Source organism: Micromonospora chokoriensis, from assembly GCF_900091505.1.
Lineage (GTDB): Bacteria > Actinomycetota > Actinomycetes > Mycobacteriales > Micromonosporaceae > Micromonospora > Micromonospora chokoriensis.
The window spans coordinates 1,260,889-1,277,898 of the sequence record NZ_LT607409.1 but is presented as its reverse complement, the minus strand read 5'-3'; the positions used below and the strand labels follow the sequence as shown (position 1 = coordinate 1,277,898).

18 protein-coding genes are annotated in these 17,010 nt (G+C 71.8%); 10 read left to right on the top strand and 8 right to left on the bottom strand.

All coding sequences use genetic code 11. The features are described 5' to 3' along the window. The first annotated feature begins 21 nt into the window (after positions 1–21). From GA0070612_RS05990 to GA0070612_RS05980, 3 genes are all read left to right on the top strand, one after another. The gene (locus GA0070612_RS05990; protein WP_088991296.1) at positions 22–804 is read left to right on the top strand and encodes an SDR family oxidoreductase; all 783 of its coding nucleotides are present in this window, start codon (positions 22–24) and stop codon (positions 802–804) included. A gap of 37 nt (positions 805–841) precedes the next feature. Continuing rightward, positions 842–1,036 carry a hypothetical protein gene (locus GA0070612_RS05985; RefSeq protein WP_088987020.1) on the top strand — a complete coding sequence of 65 codons (195 nt, stop codon included), beginning with the start codon at positions 842–844 and terminating at the stop codon, positions 1,034–1,036. A gap of 80 nt (positions 1,037–1,116) precedes the next feature. Beyond that, positions 1,117–1,665, top strand: coding sequence for a YbaK/EbsC family protein (locus tag GA0070612_RS05980; protein WP_088987019.1), 549 nt, complete (start codon positions 1,117–1,119; stop codon positions 1,663–1,665). A 70-nt stretch (positions 1,666–1,735) separates the two neighbouring features. On the opposite strand, the gene GA0070612_RS05975 is transcribed toward GA0070612_RS05980, so the two are convergent. From GA0070612_RS05975 to GA0070612_RS05960, 4 genes are all read right to left on the bottom strand, one after another. Further along, entirely contained in the window at positions 1,736–2,371 is a 636-nt protein-coding gene (locus GA0070612_RS05975; RefSeq protein WP_088987018.1) for a DsbA family oxidoreductase, read from the bottom strand. A 20-nt stretch (positions 2,372–2,391) separates the two neighbouring features. Then, the gene (locus GA0070612_RS05970) at positions 2,392–2,820 is read right to left on the bottom strand and encodes a SufE family protein (RefSeq protein WP_088987017.1); all 429 of its coding nucleotides are present in this window, start codon (positions 2,818–2,820) and stop codon (positions 2,392–2,394) included. A gap of 63 nt (positions 2,821–2,883) precedes the next feature. Further along, on the bottom strand, positions 2,884–3,309 hold the full coding sequence (locus tag GA0070612_RS05965; RefSeq protein WP_197699410.1) for a CBS domain-containing protein: 426 nt from the start codon (positions 3,307–3,309) through the stop codon (positions 2,884–2,886). 56 nt (positions 3,310–3,365) lie between these two features. Beyond that, positions 3,366–5,135, bottom strand: a complete 1,770-nt coding sequence (locus GA0070612_RS05960) for a proline--tRNA ligase (protein WP_088987015.1) — start codon at positions 5,133–5,135, stop codon at positions 3,366–3,368. Positions 5,136–5,303: 168 nt separating this feature from the next. Here GA0070612_RS05960 and GA0070612_RS05955 point away from each other — a divergent pair, with 168 nt between their 5' ends. The 6 genes from GA0070612_RS05955 to GA0070612_RS05930 all read left to right on the top strand — a co-directional run bounded on the left by GA0070612_RS05955 (position 5,304) and on the right by GA0070612_RS05930 (position 12,067). Continuing rightward, entirely contained in the window at positions 5,304–5,834 is a 531-nt protein-coding gene (locus GA0070612_RS05955) for a SigE family RNA polymerase sigma factor (RefSeq protein WP_088987014.1), read from the top strand. Beyond that, positions 5,831–7,018, top strand: coding sequence for a TolB family protein (locus GA0070612_RS05950; RefSeq protein ID WP_088987013.1), 1,188 nt, complete (start codon positions 5,831–5,833; stop codon positions 7,016–7,018). The genes GA0070612_RS05955 and GA0070612_RS05950 overlap by 4 nt, the downstream gene beginning before the upstream one ends. Before the next feature lie 230 nt (positions 7,019–7,248). Beyond that, positions 7,249–8,349: a TolB-like translocation protein gene (locus GA0070612_RS05945; protein ID WP_088987012.1), complete on the top strand. Its 1,101-nt coding sequence runs from the start codon at positions 7,249–7,251 to the stop codon at positions 8,347–8,349. Between the two features lie 207 nt (positions 8,350–8,556). After that, entirely contained in the window at positions 8,557–9,324 is a 768-nt protein-coding gene (locus tag GA0070612_RS05940; protein WP_088987011.1) for an SGNH/GDSL hydrolase family protein, read from the top strand. 129 nt (positions 9,325–9,453) lie between these two features. Continuing rightward, on the top strand, positions 9,454–11,028 hold the full coding sequence (locus GA0070612_RS05935; protein ID WP_157742429.1) for a hypothetical protein: 1,575 nt from the start codon (positions 9,454–9,456) through the stop codon (positions 11,026–11,028). Positions 11,029–11,164: 136 nt separating this feature from the next. Further along, the gene (locus GA0070612_RS05930) at positions 11,165–12,067 is read left to right on the top strand and encodes a sulfurtransferase (RefSeq protein ID WP_088987009.1); all 903 of its coding nucleotides are present in this window, start codon (positions 11,165–11,167) and stop codon (positions 12,065–12,067) included. A 50-nt stretch (positions 12,068–12,117) separates the two neighbouring features. Here GA0070612_RS05930 and GA0070612_RS05925 read toward each other — a convergent pair whose 3' ends face one another. The 3 genes from GA0070612_RS05925 to GA0070612_RS05915 all read right to left on the bottom strand — a co-directional run bounded on the left by GA0070612_RS05925 (position 12,118) and on the right by GA0070612_RS05915 (position 14,494). Then, positions 12,118–13,299, bottom strand: a complete 1,182-nt coding sequence (locus tag GA0070612_RS05925; protein ID WP_088987008.1) for a hypothetical protein — start codon at positions 13,297–13,299, stop codon at positions 12,118–12,120. Beyond that, a complete protein-coding gene (locus GA0070612_RS05920; protein WP_088987007.1) occupies positions 13,296–13,844 on the bottom strand; it encodes a SigE family RNA polymerase sigma factor in 549 nt (182 codons plus the stop codon). Before GA0070612_RS05920 ends, GA0070612_RS05925 begins: the two co-directional genes overlap by 4 nt. Before the next feature lie 68 nt (positions 13,845–13,912). Continuing rightward, the gene (locus tag GA0070612_RS05915) at positions 13,913–14,494 is read right to left on the bottom strand and encodes a TetR/AcrR family transcriptional regulator (RefSeq protein WP_088987006.1); all 582 of its coding nucleotides are present in this window, start codon (positions 14,492–14,494) and stop codon (positions 13,913–13,915) included. Positions 14,495–14,600: 106 nt separating this feature from the next. On the opposite strand from GA0070612_RS05915, the gene GA0070612_RS05910 reads away from it, so the two are divergent. Beyond that, complete coding sequence (locus GA0070612_RS05910; RefSeq protein ID WP_088987005.1) at positions 14,601–15,776, top strand: FAD-dependent oxidoreductase; 1,176 nt, start codon at positions 14,601–14,603, stop codon at positions 15,774–15,776. On the opposite strand, the gene GA0070612_RS05905 is transcribed toward GA0070612_RS05910, so the two are convergent. Then, positions 15,773–16,984: an MFS transporter gene (locus tag GA0070612_RS05905; protein WP_088987004.1), complete on the bottom strand. Its 1,212-nt coding sequence runs from the start codon at positions 16,982–16,984 to the stop codon at positions 15,773–15,775. The genes GA0070612_RS05910 and GA0070612_RS05905 overlap by 4 nt on opposite strands. Positions 16,985–17,010: the final 26 nt, after the last annotated feature.

The following is a 17,010-nucleotide window of genomic DNA, read 5'->3' as shown; positions in this document are numbered from 1 at the left end:
CGGCCGGAGCAGGAGGACGAGATGAGGGTTCTGGTCACCGGGGCGGGCGGACGCCTCGGGCGCGCGGTGCTCGCACGGCTGCGCGAGGACGGCGTGACGGTCCGGGCCACCAGCCGACAGCCGCGTACCGGCTCGGACGTCGAGTGGGTGGTGGCGGACCTCGTGACCGGCGACGGGCTGGACGGGGCGGTGTCCGGGGTGGACGCCGTGCTGCACCTGGCGTCCGCCCCGCAGGGCGGGCAGACCTACCAGGTGGACGTGCTGGGCACCCGGCGGCTCGTGGTGGCCGCCGGTGCCGCCGGTGTGGGGCACCTCGTCTACATCTCGATCGTCGGGGTGGACCGGGTGCCGATCCCGTACTACCGGCACAAGCTCTCCGCCGAGCAGGTGGTCGCGGCCGGAATGGTGCCGTGGTCGGTGCTGCGGGCCACCCAGTTCCCGCAGTTCCTCGACGACCTGCTCACCTCCAGTTCGCGGTTGGGACCGGTGATCGGGGACCGGGCGGTGCTGGCCCAACCTGTCGATCCGGGCGAGGTGGCGGCGCGGTTGGCGGCTCGGCTGGTCGCCGGGCCGTTGGGCGGCATCGAGGAGTACGGCGGGCCGCAGGTGCTCCGCTTCGACGAGGCGTTTCGGGCGTGGCGGGAGGCCCGAGGCTCGCGCCGACCGCTGCTCCCGGTGCGGATTCCCGGTCGGCTCGGTCGCGAGTTGCGTGCCGGTGGTCTCGTCACCGAGGCGCTGCCCCGGGGCGTCCGTACCTGGGCCGATCACCTGGCCGACACGTATGGGGGAACCGGCCGGAAATGAGAGCAACAACGGTTCACGTTCGTCTTACCGTGACGCCATGTTCGTTGTCGTCACCACGGTGATCCTCTACGTCTTCGGCTTCGTCTTCCTCTACGGCGTGATCCGGTTGGGTGTCCGCCACGGGTTGGAGGACCTGGAGTTGCAGCGGGCCCGCGCCCGGCGCGAGGAGGAGCTGGCGGCCGCCCGTGACCGCTCCTTCATGCGCGACAACGCGTTCCTCGCCGGCAGTTGAGCGCCGGGGCGGTGGTGTCGCCGGAGGGTCCGGGAGCCGTCGGGCGGTTCGGCAGCACGGATGCGAGGATCGCACCCGTGATGGGAACGCTGAAGACCGAACCGGCCCGCGCCCGCCTCGACCTGCTCGCCCCGCCGGTGGCGGAGGCCGTCGCGCAGTGGCCCGCCGACGCCCCGGTGGACGTCAACGACGTGCTGGTGGCGCCGATCGACGCCGACCTCGCCGACACGGCCGCGTTCTGCGAGGCGTACGAGGTGGGGCTGGACGTGTCCGCCAACTGCGTCGTGGTGGCGGGCAAGCGCGACGGCGTGGTGCGGTACGCGGCCTGCATCGTCCTGGCCACCACCCGGGCCGATGTGAACGGGGTCGCCCGCCGCACGCTTGACGTGCGGAAGGCGAGCTTCGCGCCGATGGCCGACGCGGTCGAGTTGACCGGCATGGAGTACGGCGGCATCACCCCGATCGGGCTGCCGGCGCAGTGGCCGATCCTGGTCGACTCGCGGGTCATCGCCACCCCGCACGTGATCATCGGCTCCGGCGTACGGCACAGCAAGATCGCACTGCCGGGGCCGGCGTTGGGCGTGCTGCCCGGCGCTCAGGTGGTGGAAGGCCTGGCCAGGCCAGCCTGATCAGCGACCGGCATCGATGTTGTTGCACGTGAAACATCGTGATCATCGATGCCGGGCGCGCTGTGCTGGATCAGCGGGCTGCGGCCTCGCGCTGCTCGACCTCGGCGATTGCGGCGAGCAGCGTCTGCACCTCCTGTGCGCCGGAGACCGCGTACTTCCCGGCCAGGACGAACATCGGCACGCCGGTGATGCCGAGGTCCCGTGCCGTGGCCAGCTGGGCCTCGACGTCGGCGACGCGCTCGTCGGAGTCGAGGAATCGTCGTGCGTCGGCCGCGTCCAGCCCGATGTCGCCGGCCAGCGCGGCCAGCGCCTCCCGGGAGCCGACGTCGACGCCGTTGTTGAAGTGCGCCTGGTAGAGCGCCTCCACCATCTCGGCCGCCCGGCCGTGATCGGTGGCGTAGGCGACCAGCCGGTGCGCGTCGAAGGTGTTCGCGATCACCGCGCGGTCGTAGTCCAGTCGGAGGCCGTCACCCGCCGCGACCTGGGTCACGTGGTCGACCATCTGCCGGGCGCGCTCCGGGCCACCGAACTTGCCGGCCAGCGCCTGCACCAGCGGAAGGGGCTCGGGCACCGGCGACGGGTCGAGCTGGAACGGCCGGTAGCGGACCGTGACGTCACCCTCGTAGCCGGCCAGGGCCTCGTCCAGGCGGCGCTTGCCGATGTAGCACCACGGGCAGATGACGTCCGCGTAGATCTCGATCTCCATGATCGGTGCAAACCCCGTGGTCAGCCGAGTTGTTCCCGGATCTGCCGCTTGAGGCGACCCAGGATCGCCGTGCCGCCGCGGATCCGCAGCGGGCTGATCGCCTGCGACAGACCCATCCGTTGGTAGAGGTCGTCCGGCACGGCCAGTACCTGCTCGGCGCTGGCCCCCGCCAGCCCTTCGGCGAGGATCCCGGCGAACGCCCGCGTGGTGGGCGCCTCCGGCGGGCAGTCGAAGATCGTCGCCACGGTGCCCTCCGGGGTGACCTTGGCGCGCAGGAAGAACGACGTCTGACACTCCGGCACCTGCTCCATGCCCTCGCGCTCGACGGTGCCCTCCGGCAGCACCGGGATGACGTCCGCGTACTCCAGGAGCATCTCCAACACCAGGTCGCGCGGGGCGGCGGCGAACTCGTCGACGATCTCGGCCAGTCGGGCCGGCATGTCAGCCATGCGTCGAGGCTACCGCCGCCGAGCGGAGCCCTCGCGAGCAAGCCGAACGGGCCGGCCCGCTCGTCACACCGTTGGCGACTGCTCGCTGATCTCGCTCAGCGCGCTGGTGGGGTCCAGCTGCATCGCCAGGTCACCGAGCGAGACGATCCCGACCAGCTTGCGATCGCTGTCACAGACCAGCACCCGCCGGATGCCCCGGTCCCGCATGAGCGCCGCCGCCTCACCCGCCGTGCAGTGCTGCTCGATCATGACGACCTCGCGGGTGACGATCGAGCCGATGGTGGTGGCCGCGGGGGAGCTGTTCTCCGCCACGGCCCGCACCACGATGTCCCGGTCGGTGAGCATGCCGGCGAGGCTGGCCCCGTCGGTGACCACCACGTCACCGATGTCGGCCTCCTTCATCACCCTGGCCGCCTCGTCCAGGGTGGTTTCGGCCGGCAGATACACGACCTGCTTGGTCATCACGTCACTGACCCGGTATTCGGTCACGAGAGCCTCCGAAGACATGTCCACCGATCCGACAGCACTACCCCGTGACGCGGCAGCTACACCAGGTTTCCACGTTCCTGGCGCACCTCGTGGACCAGTCGCTCCACCAACCCTCCCAGCGGTACCTCGCAGCGCCCGTCGCCGGCCCGCTCGCGCAGCTCGACGTACCCGTCGGCGAGTCGGCGACCGACCACGACGGCCCGGGGGATGCCGATCAGCTCGGCGTCGGTGAACTTGACCCCGGCCGAGACGTGCGTGCGGTCGTCGACGAGCACCCGCAGGCCGGCGGCAGCGAGACGTCCGCCGAGCTCCAGCGCCGCGTCGAGCTGCGGGCCCTTACCCGCGGCCACCAGGTGTACGTCGCACGGCGCGATCGCCGCCGGCCACACCAGACCCCGGTCGTCGTGGTGCTGCTCGGCGACCGCCGCCACCGCCCGGGAGACCCCGATGCCGTAGCAGCCCATCGTCGGCCGGACCGGCTTGCCGGCGGGGCCGAGCACGTCGACGGCGAAGGCGTCGGTGAACCGGCGGCCGAGCTGGAAGATGTGCCCGATCTCGATGCCCCGCCGGATGGTCAGCTGACCGTCGTCGCAGGTCGGGCAGGGGTCTCCGGCGCGTACCTCGGCCGCCTCGATCGTGCCGTCCGGCGTGAAGTCCCGCCCGCAGACCACGTCGGTCGCGTGCCGACCCGGCTCGTTCGCCCCGGTCAACCAGGCCGAGCCGACCACCACCCGAGGATCGACCAGGTAGCGGACGCCCAGCTTGTCGAGCAGTTGCGGCCCGATGTAGCCGCGCACCAACTCGGGATGCTCGGCCCACTCCTCGAAGACGGCGACCTGGGCCGGGTGCAGGGCGGCTTCGACGCGCTTGAGGTCGACCTCCCGGTCACCGGGCAGCCCGATCACCAGGGGCTCCGCCCGGTCCGTGCCCGGCTGACGGACGGACAGCACCACGTTCTTCAGCGTGTCGGCGGCGGTCCAGCCGTCCCGACCGCCCAGGCGGCGGGCGTTCGCCAACCCCACCAGGCTGGCGATCGTGGGCGTCTCCGGAGTGTCGTGCGCCTCGGCGGGAGGCTGCGCGGCCGGATCGTCGGTGGCGGGCACCCGGGTGACCACCGCCTCGGTGTTCGCCGCGTAGTCGCAGGCGGTGCAACCGACGTAGGTGTCCTCGCCGACGGGTGTCGTCGCCAGGAACTCCTCCGACGCGGAGCCGCCCATCGCGCCGGACATCGCGTGCACCACCGTGTAGTCCAGACCCAACCGGTCGAAGATCCGCCGGTACGCCGCGCGATGCCGGGCGTACGCGTCGCGCAGCCCCGCCTCGTCCAGGTCGAAGGAGTACGCGTCCTTCATCAGGAACTCCCGGCCGCGAAGCACACCGGCCCGGGGTCGCGCCTCGTCCCGGAACTTCGTCTGCACCTGGAACAGCGTCACCGGGAAGTCCCGGTACGACGTGAACAGGTCCTTGACCAGCAGCGCCGCCATCTCCTCGTGGGTGGGTGCCAACAGGTGCTCGGCGCCGCGCCGGTCGGCGAGGGTGAAAAGAAGATCGCCGTACTCCGTCCACCGGCCGCTGGTCCGGTACGGCTCGGCGGGCAGCAGCGCCGGGAAGTGCACCTCCTGGTCGCCGATCGCGACCAACTCGTCGCGGACCACAGCGGTGATCCGGTCCAGCACCAGCTTGCCCAGCGGCAGCCAGGTGTAGCCGCCCGGTGCGGCACGACGGACGTAGCCGGCACGCAGCAGCAGCCGATGGCTCGGCACCTCCGCGTCGGCCGGATCCTCGCGCAGGGTCCGCAGCAACAGGGTCGACATGCGTAGCAGCATGGGCGCAGCCTAGGGCTGTGCCGGCCGGCCGGGCGACCCGATTCGGACGTGCCGGGCGATTCCGGTGACGTGAAGCTGGGTGTCGCGGGCGGCAACCATCGTCGCGGGGACTCGCGTCAGGGAAGGCAGCACATCACCCCCAGCTCACTACCCGAAGGATCGGCCCGTGTGGACCCTCTACTGAGTGAGTTCGACTCGTTCGTCCGTACCCGCACGCCGGCGTTGCTGCGCTCGGCCTATCTGCTCACCGGTGACCAGCACCTGGCGGAGGACCTCGTCCAGTCGGCTCTGGCCCGCACACACCGGTCCTGGAACCGGCTGCACCACAGCGGCAACGCCGAGGCGTACACCCGCAAGACCATGTACCACCTACAGGTTTCCTGGTGGCGGCGTCGCCGGGTACCCGAGTCGATGCCGGGCGACCTGCCCGAGCCACGCGGAGGCGACTCGGGCCCGGACCACGCCCAGCAGACCAGCCTGCGGCTCACACTCCGGGCCGCGCTGGCGAAGCTCTCCCCGAAACAGCGGGCCGTGCTGGTGCTGCGCTTCTTCGAGGACCGCACCGAGGTGGAGACCGCCGATCTGCTCGGCGTCACCGTGGGCACCGTGAAGAGCCAGACGGCGAAGTCACTGGCCAAGCTGCGCGTCGTCGCGCCCGAACTCGCCGAGCTGTACGTCCTGGAAGGAAGCGCCCGATGAACGACCAGCGCCTCCGGCTCGATCTGACCGAGCTGGCCGAGGAGGTCACCGTGGTCGATCTGCGGGACCGGACTTTGCGTACGTCCCGACGGCTCGGTATCCAGCGGGCGGTGGCCACGTCGGCCGCCGCTCTGGTGCTGATCGCGGCGGCGGCCGGGACCGCCTTCGCCGTCCGGCCCGATCGGTCCCCGCCCCCACTGCCCGCCGACAGCCCATCGGTCACGGCGAGCCCGACGCCGACGCAGTCGCCCAGCTCGACGCCGTCCACCAGCACCAGCGGAGCACCCGGCTCCCCCGATGGCGGATCCAGCCCGAACACGCCGACGGCGAAGATCGGCAAGCTCTTCTACGGGCCCGCCACGGTGACCGACGCGAAGAGCGCGAACCTGCGGTCCTGGCGTCCGGGCGGGGACACGGTGCGCCTCCTCTCGCTGCCCGAGATTGCGGCTGTGGGCAACGTGAGTGTCTCGCCGGACGGCCGCCGGGTGGCCTGGATGGAGGACGACGGCGAGGGCAGGACCACCATCTTCACCGCCGACGTCGACGGCGGCGACAAGGAGACGATGCGCTCGGGTGTGGAGAGGAACTGCGTCACCCCGGTCTGGTCGCCGAACGGGCACCTGCTGTTCCGCGAGGCGAAGGCCACGGGTGAGCCCGGCCGGTACGGCGTACTGGACACCCGTTCGGCGAAGAAGACCGTTCGCTGGTGGGACACCGAGCCATCGGCGTGCCACGCCCTCTGGTCGGACGACGGCGGAACCGTCGCGATGAACACCAGCGCCGGTGTGACCCTGTTCGACGCCGACGGCAAACGGCAGCGCGACGTGCCGGGGTTGGACCCGAGCGGCACCTGGTGGAGCAGCCACATCGCCAGTCTCTCGCCGGGCGGCGACCGCATCGCCCTGTACCGCTTCCACCCGGGCAGCGAGGACCAGCGGGACGTAGGCAGGTTCCTCCAGGCCAGCGCGGTGCTGGACACCCGTAGCGGCAAGCAGGTCACGTTGCCGTTGGGTGGGCGCGAGTTGCGGCAGGTCTACTTCCAGGCCGACGGGTCGATGGTCGTGCGGGTCAAGGCCGGCAGCGGGTACGCCGTGCTGCTGGTCGGCGAGGACGGCACGAAGGTCTCCGAGACCGCCGAGCCGGCGACTCTGAAGGACATGCAGATCCTGGCCGTCGTGAACTGACGGCCAGGCACGGCGAAGGGCGGGTCACCTCCGGGTGGCCCGCCCTTCCGCGGTCTCCGCGCCGGTCCCACACAGTCGTTGATCACGGTCGGTCACCTGCGGAAATGGTTGCCGGTGCGGCCGGATCTCACTGTCGGATAGCGGCGTCCGGCGGCGGCAACCCACCACGCCCAGGGGCTCGTCTTGGGTGGTGTCCCGCTCGGTCACGAACTCCGTGAAGGAGTACCACCATGAACCTCGGCCCGTTCACCCAGCCCGCCCGTCGTTCCCGCGTCCTCGTCGGTACGGCCGCCCTGCTGTTCCTGACGCTCGGTGCCACGGCCTGCGGTTCCGCCGGGCCGGACCGCGCGTCCGCTCCCGCCGGAAACGACGGTGCCGTTCCCGCGACCAGTGACACCTCGGTCGGCGGCACGGGTGGTTCCGGGTCCGACGCGGCCCCCGTCACCGCGGCCCCGGCCGTCGGCTCGTCCCAGTGGCCGCAGCTGACCTGGTACACCGCCCAGCAGCACGGCGCGGAGAAGAACGCTGCAGCACGGATCTCGCGGCGTACGTCGGATGGAAGCTGGCAGGTGGTGCGTGAGGGCCGTCCGGGCAACGGTACGGCTGCCGGGCAGATCGCCGTCGCGCCGGACGGCCGACGAGCCGCGTGGGTCGAGGCGTCCGCCAAGCGGCTGGTGATCAGCGATTTCGACGGTACGAGGCAGCGCGCCATCCCGACACGGGGCCAGCAGACCTGCGCCCCGGGCTGGCTCGACTCCGACCGGGTGCTGTTCGGCCTGGGCCGGGAGAAGGACTGGACCATCGTCGCCGTCAATGCCGACGGCACCGGCCGGAAGGTGGTCGCCACCCGGCAGGCGAGCTGCCCGACGGTGTCCGGTGGGTGGATCGTCCAGTTCACCGACCGGGCGGTGCGCGTCCGCGACGAGCGGGGTGCCGAACGCTCGATCACGCCGAGCGTGCCGAAGGGCCTCGTCATCGACGGGGTGGCCGGTATCTCCCGCGACGGTCGGTCCCTCGTCATCAGCACCCACGTGCCCAACGCCGGTGAGTGTGGATGCGGCTGGCGGTTCCGCACCTACCGGGTGGACGCGGCCGGCGGTAAGGCCACCGAGCTGACGCCGCTCAAGCGGGCCTGGAGCGAGCCGACCGGCCACGGCCAGGCGGTCGAGGCGATCGTCCTGGCCGATGGCGGCCTGGTGGTCCAGGTCAACACCGCGACCCCGGCGGACGACGCGCCGGCGTACCGGTTGGTCCGCTACGGCGATGACGGCCGGGTGCAGGCCGACGCTGCCGTTCCGGCCGGTCAGCCGTGGGGCGGCCTGCTGGGTTGAGCCAATCGGTGGACGTCCACCGGTGACGACGAGGGACCGGCCGCTCACGGGGGTGGCCAGTCCCTCCTGTCGATCCCGGTCGCCGGACCGGTGGCGCCGCGCGGCCGGCCCATGACGTCCGCCACGTCCGCCGATCGGGGCGGTGCCGGTGACGCCTCCGGTGACAGACTTGTCGCCGCAGGCAACGAATGGCGTAAGGGGGCGCGGGTGCGCTGGCGCAGTTTTGTCGCGGTCGGGGACAGCTTCACCGAGGGTATGGACGACGCGTACCCGGACGGCACCTTCCGGGGTTGGGCGGACCTGGTGGCGACCCGGCTCGCCGCCGAGGCGGGCCCCGACTTCCGGTACGCGAACCTGGCCATCCGGGGCCGGCTCTTCCCCGGAGTCGTCGCCGAGCAGGTGCCGGCAGCGGTGGCGATGAAGCCCGACCTGATCAGTTTCGCGGCCGGCGGCAACGACGTTCTGCGTCGCACCTTCGACCCGGACACGCTGATCGCCCGCTTCGACGATGTGGTGCGGCAACTGCGTTCGGGTGGCGCGGACGTGCTGCTGTTCCGGTTCGCCGACGTGATGGCCCGGCTGCCCGGCCAGCGGCTCGTCGCTCCCCGGGTGCAGTTGCTCAACCAGGCTGTCGGTGAGACCGCCGAGCGACACGGCGCGATCATGGTCGACCTGTACGCCGACGACACCTTCCTCAACCCGATGCTCTGGAGCACCGACCGGCTGCACCTCTCCGCAGCCGGCCACCGGCGGGTCGCGGGGCAGGTGTTGAACGCGTTGGGGGTGGGTTGCGACGAGGAGTGGCTGATGGTCCCACCGCATCCGGCCCCGTCACCGTGGCTGGCCGCCCGCGCCGCCGACCTGCGGTGGGCCGGTCAGCACCTCGCGCCGTGGGTGAAGCGGCGGCTCACCGGTCGGTCGTCCGGCGACACGGTGACGGCCAAGCGACCGCTGCTCGGGCCCATCGTCGACTGATTCTCGAAACAGGACGACCGGCTCCAGGTTCGGGCCGGATATCGGATCGTCGAACGTCGCTCCGGCTGGGTACTCTCCGGTGCCCCCGTCGATCACGTACGGGGACAACGGGGAAAGGTGGGACGAGGGATGACCCTCATACCTGGTACGACGCTGTCCAGATCAACCCGGAGAAAGCTGCTGGCCGCCGCACTGTCCACCCTGGCGGCCGCCGGGTTGGTGGTCGTCTCGACGGCTACGCCGGCCGCCGCGTACGACGTGCGCTTCGAGAAGAACACCTCCTGGGCGTGGACGGACTCCGAGCGCCCTAAGACCATCAACATGGATCAGGCCGGCGACGTGTCGGTCGGTACCTGGCTCGACAGCAAGCGGCGTCCGCACACCTCGCGGGCGTACTTCACCTTCGACATCACCACGTACCGCGGCGCGGTCATCGAGTCCGCCATCTTCAACGCCAAGGAGACCGGGGCGGGCGACTGCGCCAAGCGCCCCGAGGTGGAGTTGTGGCGTACCGAGGGGTACACCTCGCGCTCCAGTTGGGCGAAGCCGCCGGTCGACCTCGGGCGGATCGACACCACCCTGCTGCCTGCGCAATCGGGGTGCCCGGCTTCCTACGTCGATTTCGACGCCACGGAGGGGTTGCGTCAGGCCCTCGCCGAGGGCAAGTCAACGCTCACCCTCTCGCTCCGGCTCCCGGTGGCGGTCGAGAAGGACCCGACGCTGGCCCGGAAGTACGCGAGCCAGGTGGGCCTCTCCATCGACCACAACTACCCGCCGGGTGTACCGACCGATCTCCAGACCGTGAACAGCACGAACTGCACGGTCGCGGAGCCGTACCAGGTGGTGCCGCGGCGTGATCTGAACCTGTCGGCGGTCCTGCACGACAAGGACCTCAGCGACACCGGTGGGACGGACCAGCTCACCGCGACGTTCGCGCTCTGGCCGGTCGACGAGCCGGCCGCCCGGGTGGAACGGATCGACTACGGCCGCAACGGTGATCGGGCCCTGGGCCGGTTCCGGACCGACGACATCCAGAACGGCCGGGTGTACGCCTGGCAGGTGCGCGCGGCGGACAGCCGAGCCACCAGTGAGTGGAGCGGGATCTGCTACTTCCGTACCGACTTCGACGGCCCGGCCACGGCACCGACAGTCTCCTCGATCGACTTTCCCGTCGACGGTCCGCAGGCACCGGCGATACCGGGTGAGTTCACCCTCGACGCCCAAGGCGATGCGGACACGGTCGGGTTCGTCTACCAGCTCAACGGCGGTGCGCCTGGCACCGTGACCGCCAATCACCCCGGCGGTTCGGCGACGGTGACCCTGACCCCCAGGGTCGCTTCCAACCGGCTCGAAGTGTGGAGCGTGGATGCCGTCGGCAACCGGTCTCCGGTCACCACCTACGAGTTCTTGGCTGCGAGCAACGCGCCGACCATCTCCGCGACCGTGTACGAGGAAGGGACCTACAGCGGTGGGCCGGGCGTGCCCGGGGTGTTCACCTTCAGCTCGCACGTGCCCGGCGTGGTCAGCTATCGCTACTCCTTCTTCAACGAGGAGCCCGGCACCGTGCACGCCAACGCGGATGGCAGTGCCTCGGTGACCTGGGTGCCGGCGGAGGCCGGCTGGACGATGCTCCAGGTCGTCGGCATCAGGGAGAACGGCACCGAGTCCGAGCCAACCATCTGGTACTTCGGCGTGGCCGACTAGGTTGCGCGCAGTGTGACGGTTCCGTCCGGCCCGCCATCCTTTCGGGTGGTGGGCCGGACGCGTTCCTGGCCACATGTGTCGCCCCCGATGCTCGATGGCGGGCCGTGCGGCCACGTCGCGGCGTAGGTTGGGGATCATGTCTGTGCCGAGCGATCCCGATCCCCGCCTCCAGTCGTACGCGGACCCGCAACGGCTGGTCACCACCGAGTGGCTGGCCGAGCACCTGGGCGACGAGGGCCTCGTCGTCGTCGAGTCCGACGAGGACGTGCTGCTCTACGAGTCCGGTCACATTCCCGGTGCCGTGAAGGTCGACTGGCACCTGGAGTTGAACGACCAGGTGACCCGGGACTACCTGGACGCCGAGAGCTTCGCCGAGCTGTGTGCCGCGAAGGGCATCGGCCGGGGCGACACCGTCGTGTTCTACGGCGACAACTTCAACTGGTGGGCCGCGTACGCCCTCTGGGTCTTCTCGCTCTTCGGCCACGCCGACGTGCGGCTGCTCGACGGCGGTCGGCAGAAGTGGATCGCCGAGGGCCGCGAGGTGACCCGTGACAAGACGACCCGACCGCGCGCCGACTACCCGGTGCCGGTGCGCGACGACGCGCCGCTGCGGGCGTACCGCGAGCAGGTCATGGCGCACATCGCCGCCGGCCGGCCGCTGGTCGACGTCCGTTCGCCGGGCGAGTACACGGGCGAGACGCTGCACATGCCGGACTACCCGCAGGAGGGCGCGCTGCGGGGCGGGCACATTCCCGGCGCGGTGAGCAAGCCGTGGAAGTCGGCCGCCAACGACGACGGCACCTTCAAGTCCGCCGACGAGCTGCGCGCGATCTACGCCGACCAGCTCGGGCTCAGCCCGGCCGACGACGTGATCGCGTACTGCCGGATCGGTGAGCGGTCCAGCCACACCTGGTTCGTACTGCGGCACCTGCTGGGTTACCCACAGGTGCGCAACTACGACGGGTCGTGGACCGAGTGGGGCAACCTGGTCCGGGCACCCGTGGTCAAGGGCGACCAGCCCGGCGGCCTCGCCGCCTGAAGCCGTACGGCCGCCCCCACGCGATTGCCCCGGTCGCGTGGGGGCGGCCGTCAGCTGGCGAGTGCCATCGCCCCGCGCAGCTCGCGGACGATGCCGGTGATCTCGCCGGTCTCCGGGTTCCAACGGGCCAGGGCAGCCGGCTCCAGCCGGAGGAGAACCGAGCCCTGGTTGTCCCAGCCCAGCACCTCGCAGCAGCCCTTGGCCCGATCCCGGCCCAGGTCGAGCAGATGGGACACGGCACCGGTCCGTGCGTCCAGCACGGCCACCCCCTCGGCGCCGTCGATCTCACCGCTGGTGATCCACGCCGCGCTGGCCAGCCGCTCGCCGTGCAGCCAGCCCCGGCCGTAGAACTCGTTGATCGCGTACGGCGAGGGCAGCGCGCCCCCGGTGACGGGCTGTTCGGAACGGACCTGTGCCTCGCGGGCCGTCCTGGTGCGCAGCTTCAGGGCGTCCCGCTCACCGATCATCTCGACCAGTGGGGCGTCCCGGCCGGCCTCCGGGTCGGGTGCGGCCACGACCCAGGTCGACACGTCGATCATGGTGGCGGTCCCGGTGACCCGATCCACCGCGTACGTCCGGTCGTCGCCCCCGACCAGCACCCGGTCATGCGCCCACACGACCAACTCCAGGTATCCCTCAATCGGTATCCGGCGGACGTCCGCCGTGGTGAGGTCGACCAGGACCAACTCGTCGTTCTGGGCGAACGCGGCGGCCCGGCCGTCCGGCGACAGCACTCCCGGCTTCACGGCGACCGCCTCGTTGCCGCCCGCGTCCCGGGTGGGCGCCAACGTCACCACGTCGAGACTGCGCACCACACCGTCGTCGCCGAGAACCCGGACCGGCCCGTCGGCGCGGTTCTCCTCGTCGACCGGTTGGAACAGCGCCCGGGCCCGCTGGACCGGTCGCTCGGAGAGCGGCACCGTCGCCGGGCTGCCGAGCCGGTTCAACGGGTCGGGTAGGTAGGTCAGGTTGTCGGGCGGCCGCTGGACCGGGCCGGAGTGGGTGGGTTCGACGGTCGGGGCCACCGGAATGACCGGCGGCCGATCGGCGGACGAGCGCAGGGCGGCCACCATGCCACCGCCGACGAGCGCCACGGCCAGCGCCGCCGCCGCGACGGCCTTTCGGGTACGCCGGGTGCGGCGGGCCCGCTCCCATCCGGCGATGGCCGGTCGGCTGGGCAGCACGTCCTCGACGCTGACGGTCATCAGTCGGCGTAGGTCCTGCTCGTTCACGGGTTCACCTCCGCACCGCTGGCCAGGTCGGCCGAGCCCTGGCTTCCTCGGGTGTCCCGGGCGAGGTCCGGTGCGACCTCGCGGAGTCGACGTAGCGCCGCGTGACACTGGCTCTTGACGGTGCCGACGGTCACCCCGAGCGCCTCGGCGGTGGCGACCTCGGTCAGATCCTCGTAGTAGCGCAGCACCAGCACGGCCCGTTGCCGAGGTGGCAGCAGGCCCAGCGCGTCGTGCAGGGTCAGCCGTAGTGCGCCGTCCCGGTCGTGGGCCACCTGGTCCGGTGGCGCGGCACTGAGCCACTCCCGCCGCCGACGTCGCCACCACGACACCGAGTCGCGGTAGAGGATGGCCCGCACGTACGCGGAGGGGTCGGCGTTGCGGACCGAGCCCCATCGCAGCGCGAGCTTCAGGAGCGCGTCCTGGAGCAGGTCCTCGGCCTGGTGTTGGTTGCCGCAGATCAGGTACGCCGCGCGGAGCAGTCGGTGTTGATGGCTCTCCACGAAGGCGAGGTAGCCGTCGCGCCCGTCGTCACCCTTCGGTGCCATCCGCCCTCCTCCCGGCCGTCCCGATGCGCGTCACCTGACAGACGCACGGGGGGAGGAAAAGGGTTGGGTCAGTTTCCCGGTGTTCCGGTCAGGTAGCGCTGAAGGGTCGGTGCGATCCAGGAGACCAGGTCCTCCGGTGGCGTGTCCACCATGGGCGGCAGACGGACGACGTACCTGGTGAAGGCGAGGCCGAGCACCTGACTGGCCACCAGACCCGCACGGCGGGCGGTCGTCGTCGGGTCGGTGCCGAAGGCGGCCACCGCCGTGGTGAGCTGGTTGGCGAAGATGTCGCGCATCCGTTCGGCGGCGCCGGGGTTGGTGCTGGCGGCCCGCAGCAGCGCCACGAGGGTCTCGTCGCCGTCCCACCGGCTGAGGAAGTGCCGGACGAGCGTCTCGCCGAGGTGCTCGGGCGGGATGGGGGTCAGGTCGGGCAGGCGTAGGTCGAACTCGGCCGCCGCCGCGAAGAGCCCCTCCTTGCTGCCGTAGTAGCGCATGACCATCGACGGGTCGATCTGGGCGTCGGCGGCGATGGCCCTGATCGTGGCGCGCTCGTACCCGTCTGCGGCGAATCGTTCACGGGCCGCTCGCAGGATCGCCGCCCGGGTCGCGTCCGAGCGGCGGGGTTGGGTCGGCGGAGCGGGCACTGTCATGTCAACGACCGTATGCCAACAGGTGTTGACACGCAATCAGCAGGGTTCTAACGTCGCCAACAAGTGTTTGCCAACAGGTGTTGGCAACGATCGTCTGGAGGTGTCCATGAGCACCGACGTTCTGGTGGTGGGCGCCGGCCCTACCGGTCTCGCCACCGCCCTGACGCTGGCTCGGCGCGGAGTCGACGTGACACTGCTGGACCAGCTGGCCGAGCCGCCCACGACGTCCCGCGCGGCGGTCGTGCACGCGTACACCCTGGAGGTGCTGGACCGGATCGGCGCGGCGGCGCCGTTGATCGCCCAGGCGGTGCGGACGCCGCGTTTCACGGTCCGCGACCGCGACCGGGTGCTGCTGTCGGTGCCGTTCCACGAGCTGCCGTCCCGCTACCCCTACGCGCTGCTGGTCTCCCAGTCGGTGACCGAGGCGGTGCTCACCGGGCAGCTCGCCGACCTCGGCGTCCAGGTACGACGACAGCGTCGACTGACCGGGCTCACCGACACCGGCGACGGGGTGCTCGCGCAGGTCGACGGGGAGCCGGTGCGCGCCCGGTTCGTCGTCGGCGCGGACGGCCTGCACAGCACCGTGCGGCAGTTGACCGGCATCGACTTCACCGGCCCGAGCGACGAAGAGTCCTTCGTGCTCGCCGACGTACGGGTGCGAAGCGTCCTGCCGCGCGACGAGGCGGCCCTCTTCCTCGCCCGCCCCGGCCCGTTGATCTGGGCGCCGCTGCCGGACGGGGTGGTCCGACTGGTCGCCGCCGTGGCGGACGCCCCACCCGCACCGGACCGGGCGTACCTCCAGGCGCTGCTCGACGAACGCGGCCCGGCACGCAGACCCGACCGGGTGACCGAGGTGCTCTGGGGCTCCCGGTTCCGGGTCCACCACCGGATCGCCGAGACGTTCCGAGCCGGGTCGGTGCTGCTGGCCGGGGACGCCGGACACGTGCACAGCCCGGCCGGCGGGCAGGGCATGAACCTCGGGATCTGCGACGCGGTCGCCCTCGGCACCGCGCTGGCGGACGTGTTCGACGGCGGCCCGGACACGCTGCTCGACGACTACAACACCCGGCAGCGGCCGATGGCCGAGGACGTGATGAGCTTCGCCGCCGGGCTGACCCGGCTGGCCACCGTCTCCCCGGCCCGCCGGCCGGCCCGGGACGTGCTGCTCCGGTTGATCGGTGCGGTGCCGCCGTTCCGTCGGCGGATCGCGCTGCGTCTGTCCGGGCTGTCCCACCGGGAGGCAGCCGCCGAGCTGAGCCGATGCGACCGGCCGGCCAGCTAGGCCCGCGACACCGGCCGCAGTGCCCGCCACGCCGCGACGGTGACCAGCGCGAACACGCCTGCGGCCGCGCCCACCACCGGCACCGTCCCGAACGCGGCGGCGGCCAGCCCGGCGAGCGCCGCGCCGACCGGCGCGGTGACCAGGCCGACCATCCGTTGGGCCGCCCCGACCCGGCCGAGCAGCCCGGCCGGCACGTTCCGCTGCCCGTACGACGCCCACAGGCTGTTCCACGCCACGGTGCCGGCGGCGAACACGGCCAACGCGAGACCACCCGGCACCGGATGCCGGGCCAGCGCGAACCCGGTCAACGCCACGGTCTCCGCGGCGAGCACCACGCCCAGCGCCGGGACCGTGCCGAGTCGGGCGGCGAGCCGACCGGCCCCGAGCGCCCCGACCACGCCACCGACGATGGCGGCGGCGGCGAACAGCCCGTACCCGGCCGGCGGCACCCGCAACACGTCCAGCGCGTAGAGCACCAGCACCGCCATGATCCCACTGATCGCCAGATTGCTCGCGGAGGTGAGCACCGTGACCCGCCACAGTGTCCGGTGCGCGTACAACCAGCGCAGGCCTTCGACGATCTCACGCCACACCGATCCGCGCCGTACCCCGGACCAGGGCGGCGTGCCCGCGACCGGCGCCGGGGTCAGGGCCAGCACGAGCAGCGCGGCCACGGCGAAGGTGACGGCGTCGAGGGCGAACGGAAGGGCTGGCGCGACGGCGAAGAGGACACCGGCGGCCGGCGCCCCGAGGAAACCCCCGGCGACCGCGGAACCCGCCTGGAGTCGACCGTTCGCCCGGGGCAACGCGTCCGGTGGCACCAACGCGGGAAGCAGAGCGAACGAGGCGGAGTCGAACAGGGTGCCCAACGCGGCGAGGAGGAACGCCGCCACCAGCACCACCCAGACGCCGGCCCGGTGCAGGGCGACCGCCACCGCCAGTGCCGCCACCACGGCGGCGCGTACCCCGTCGACCACCGCCATCGTCCGACGGCGGTCCCAGCGGTCCGCGTACACACCGCCGAGCAGGCCGAAGAGCAGCGGTGGCAACTGACCCGCCACGGTGACCGCCGCGATGATCCGCGGATCGCGGGTCACCGTCGCGGCCAGCAGGGCCAGTGCGGGGGTACGCAGCGCGTCCCCGAGCCGCGACGAGACGGCGGCGGACCAGAGCAACCGGAAGTCCCGGCCCAGAGCTGTGGAGGTCATCCGGCGACCGTGCGGGTTCGACCGGG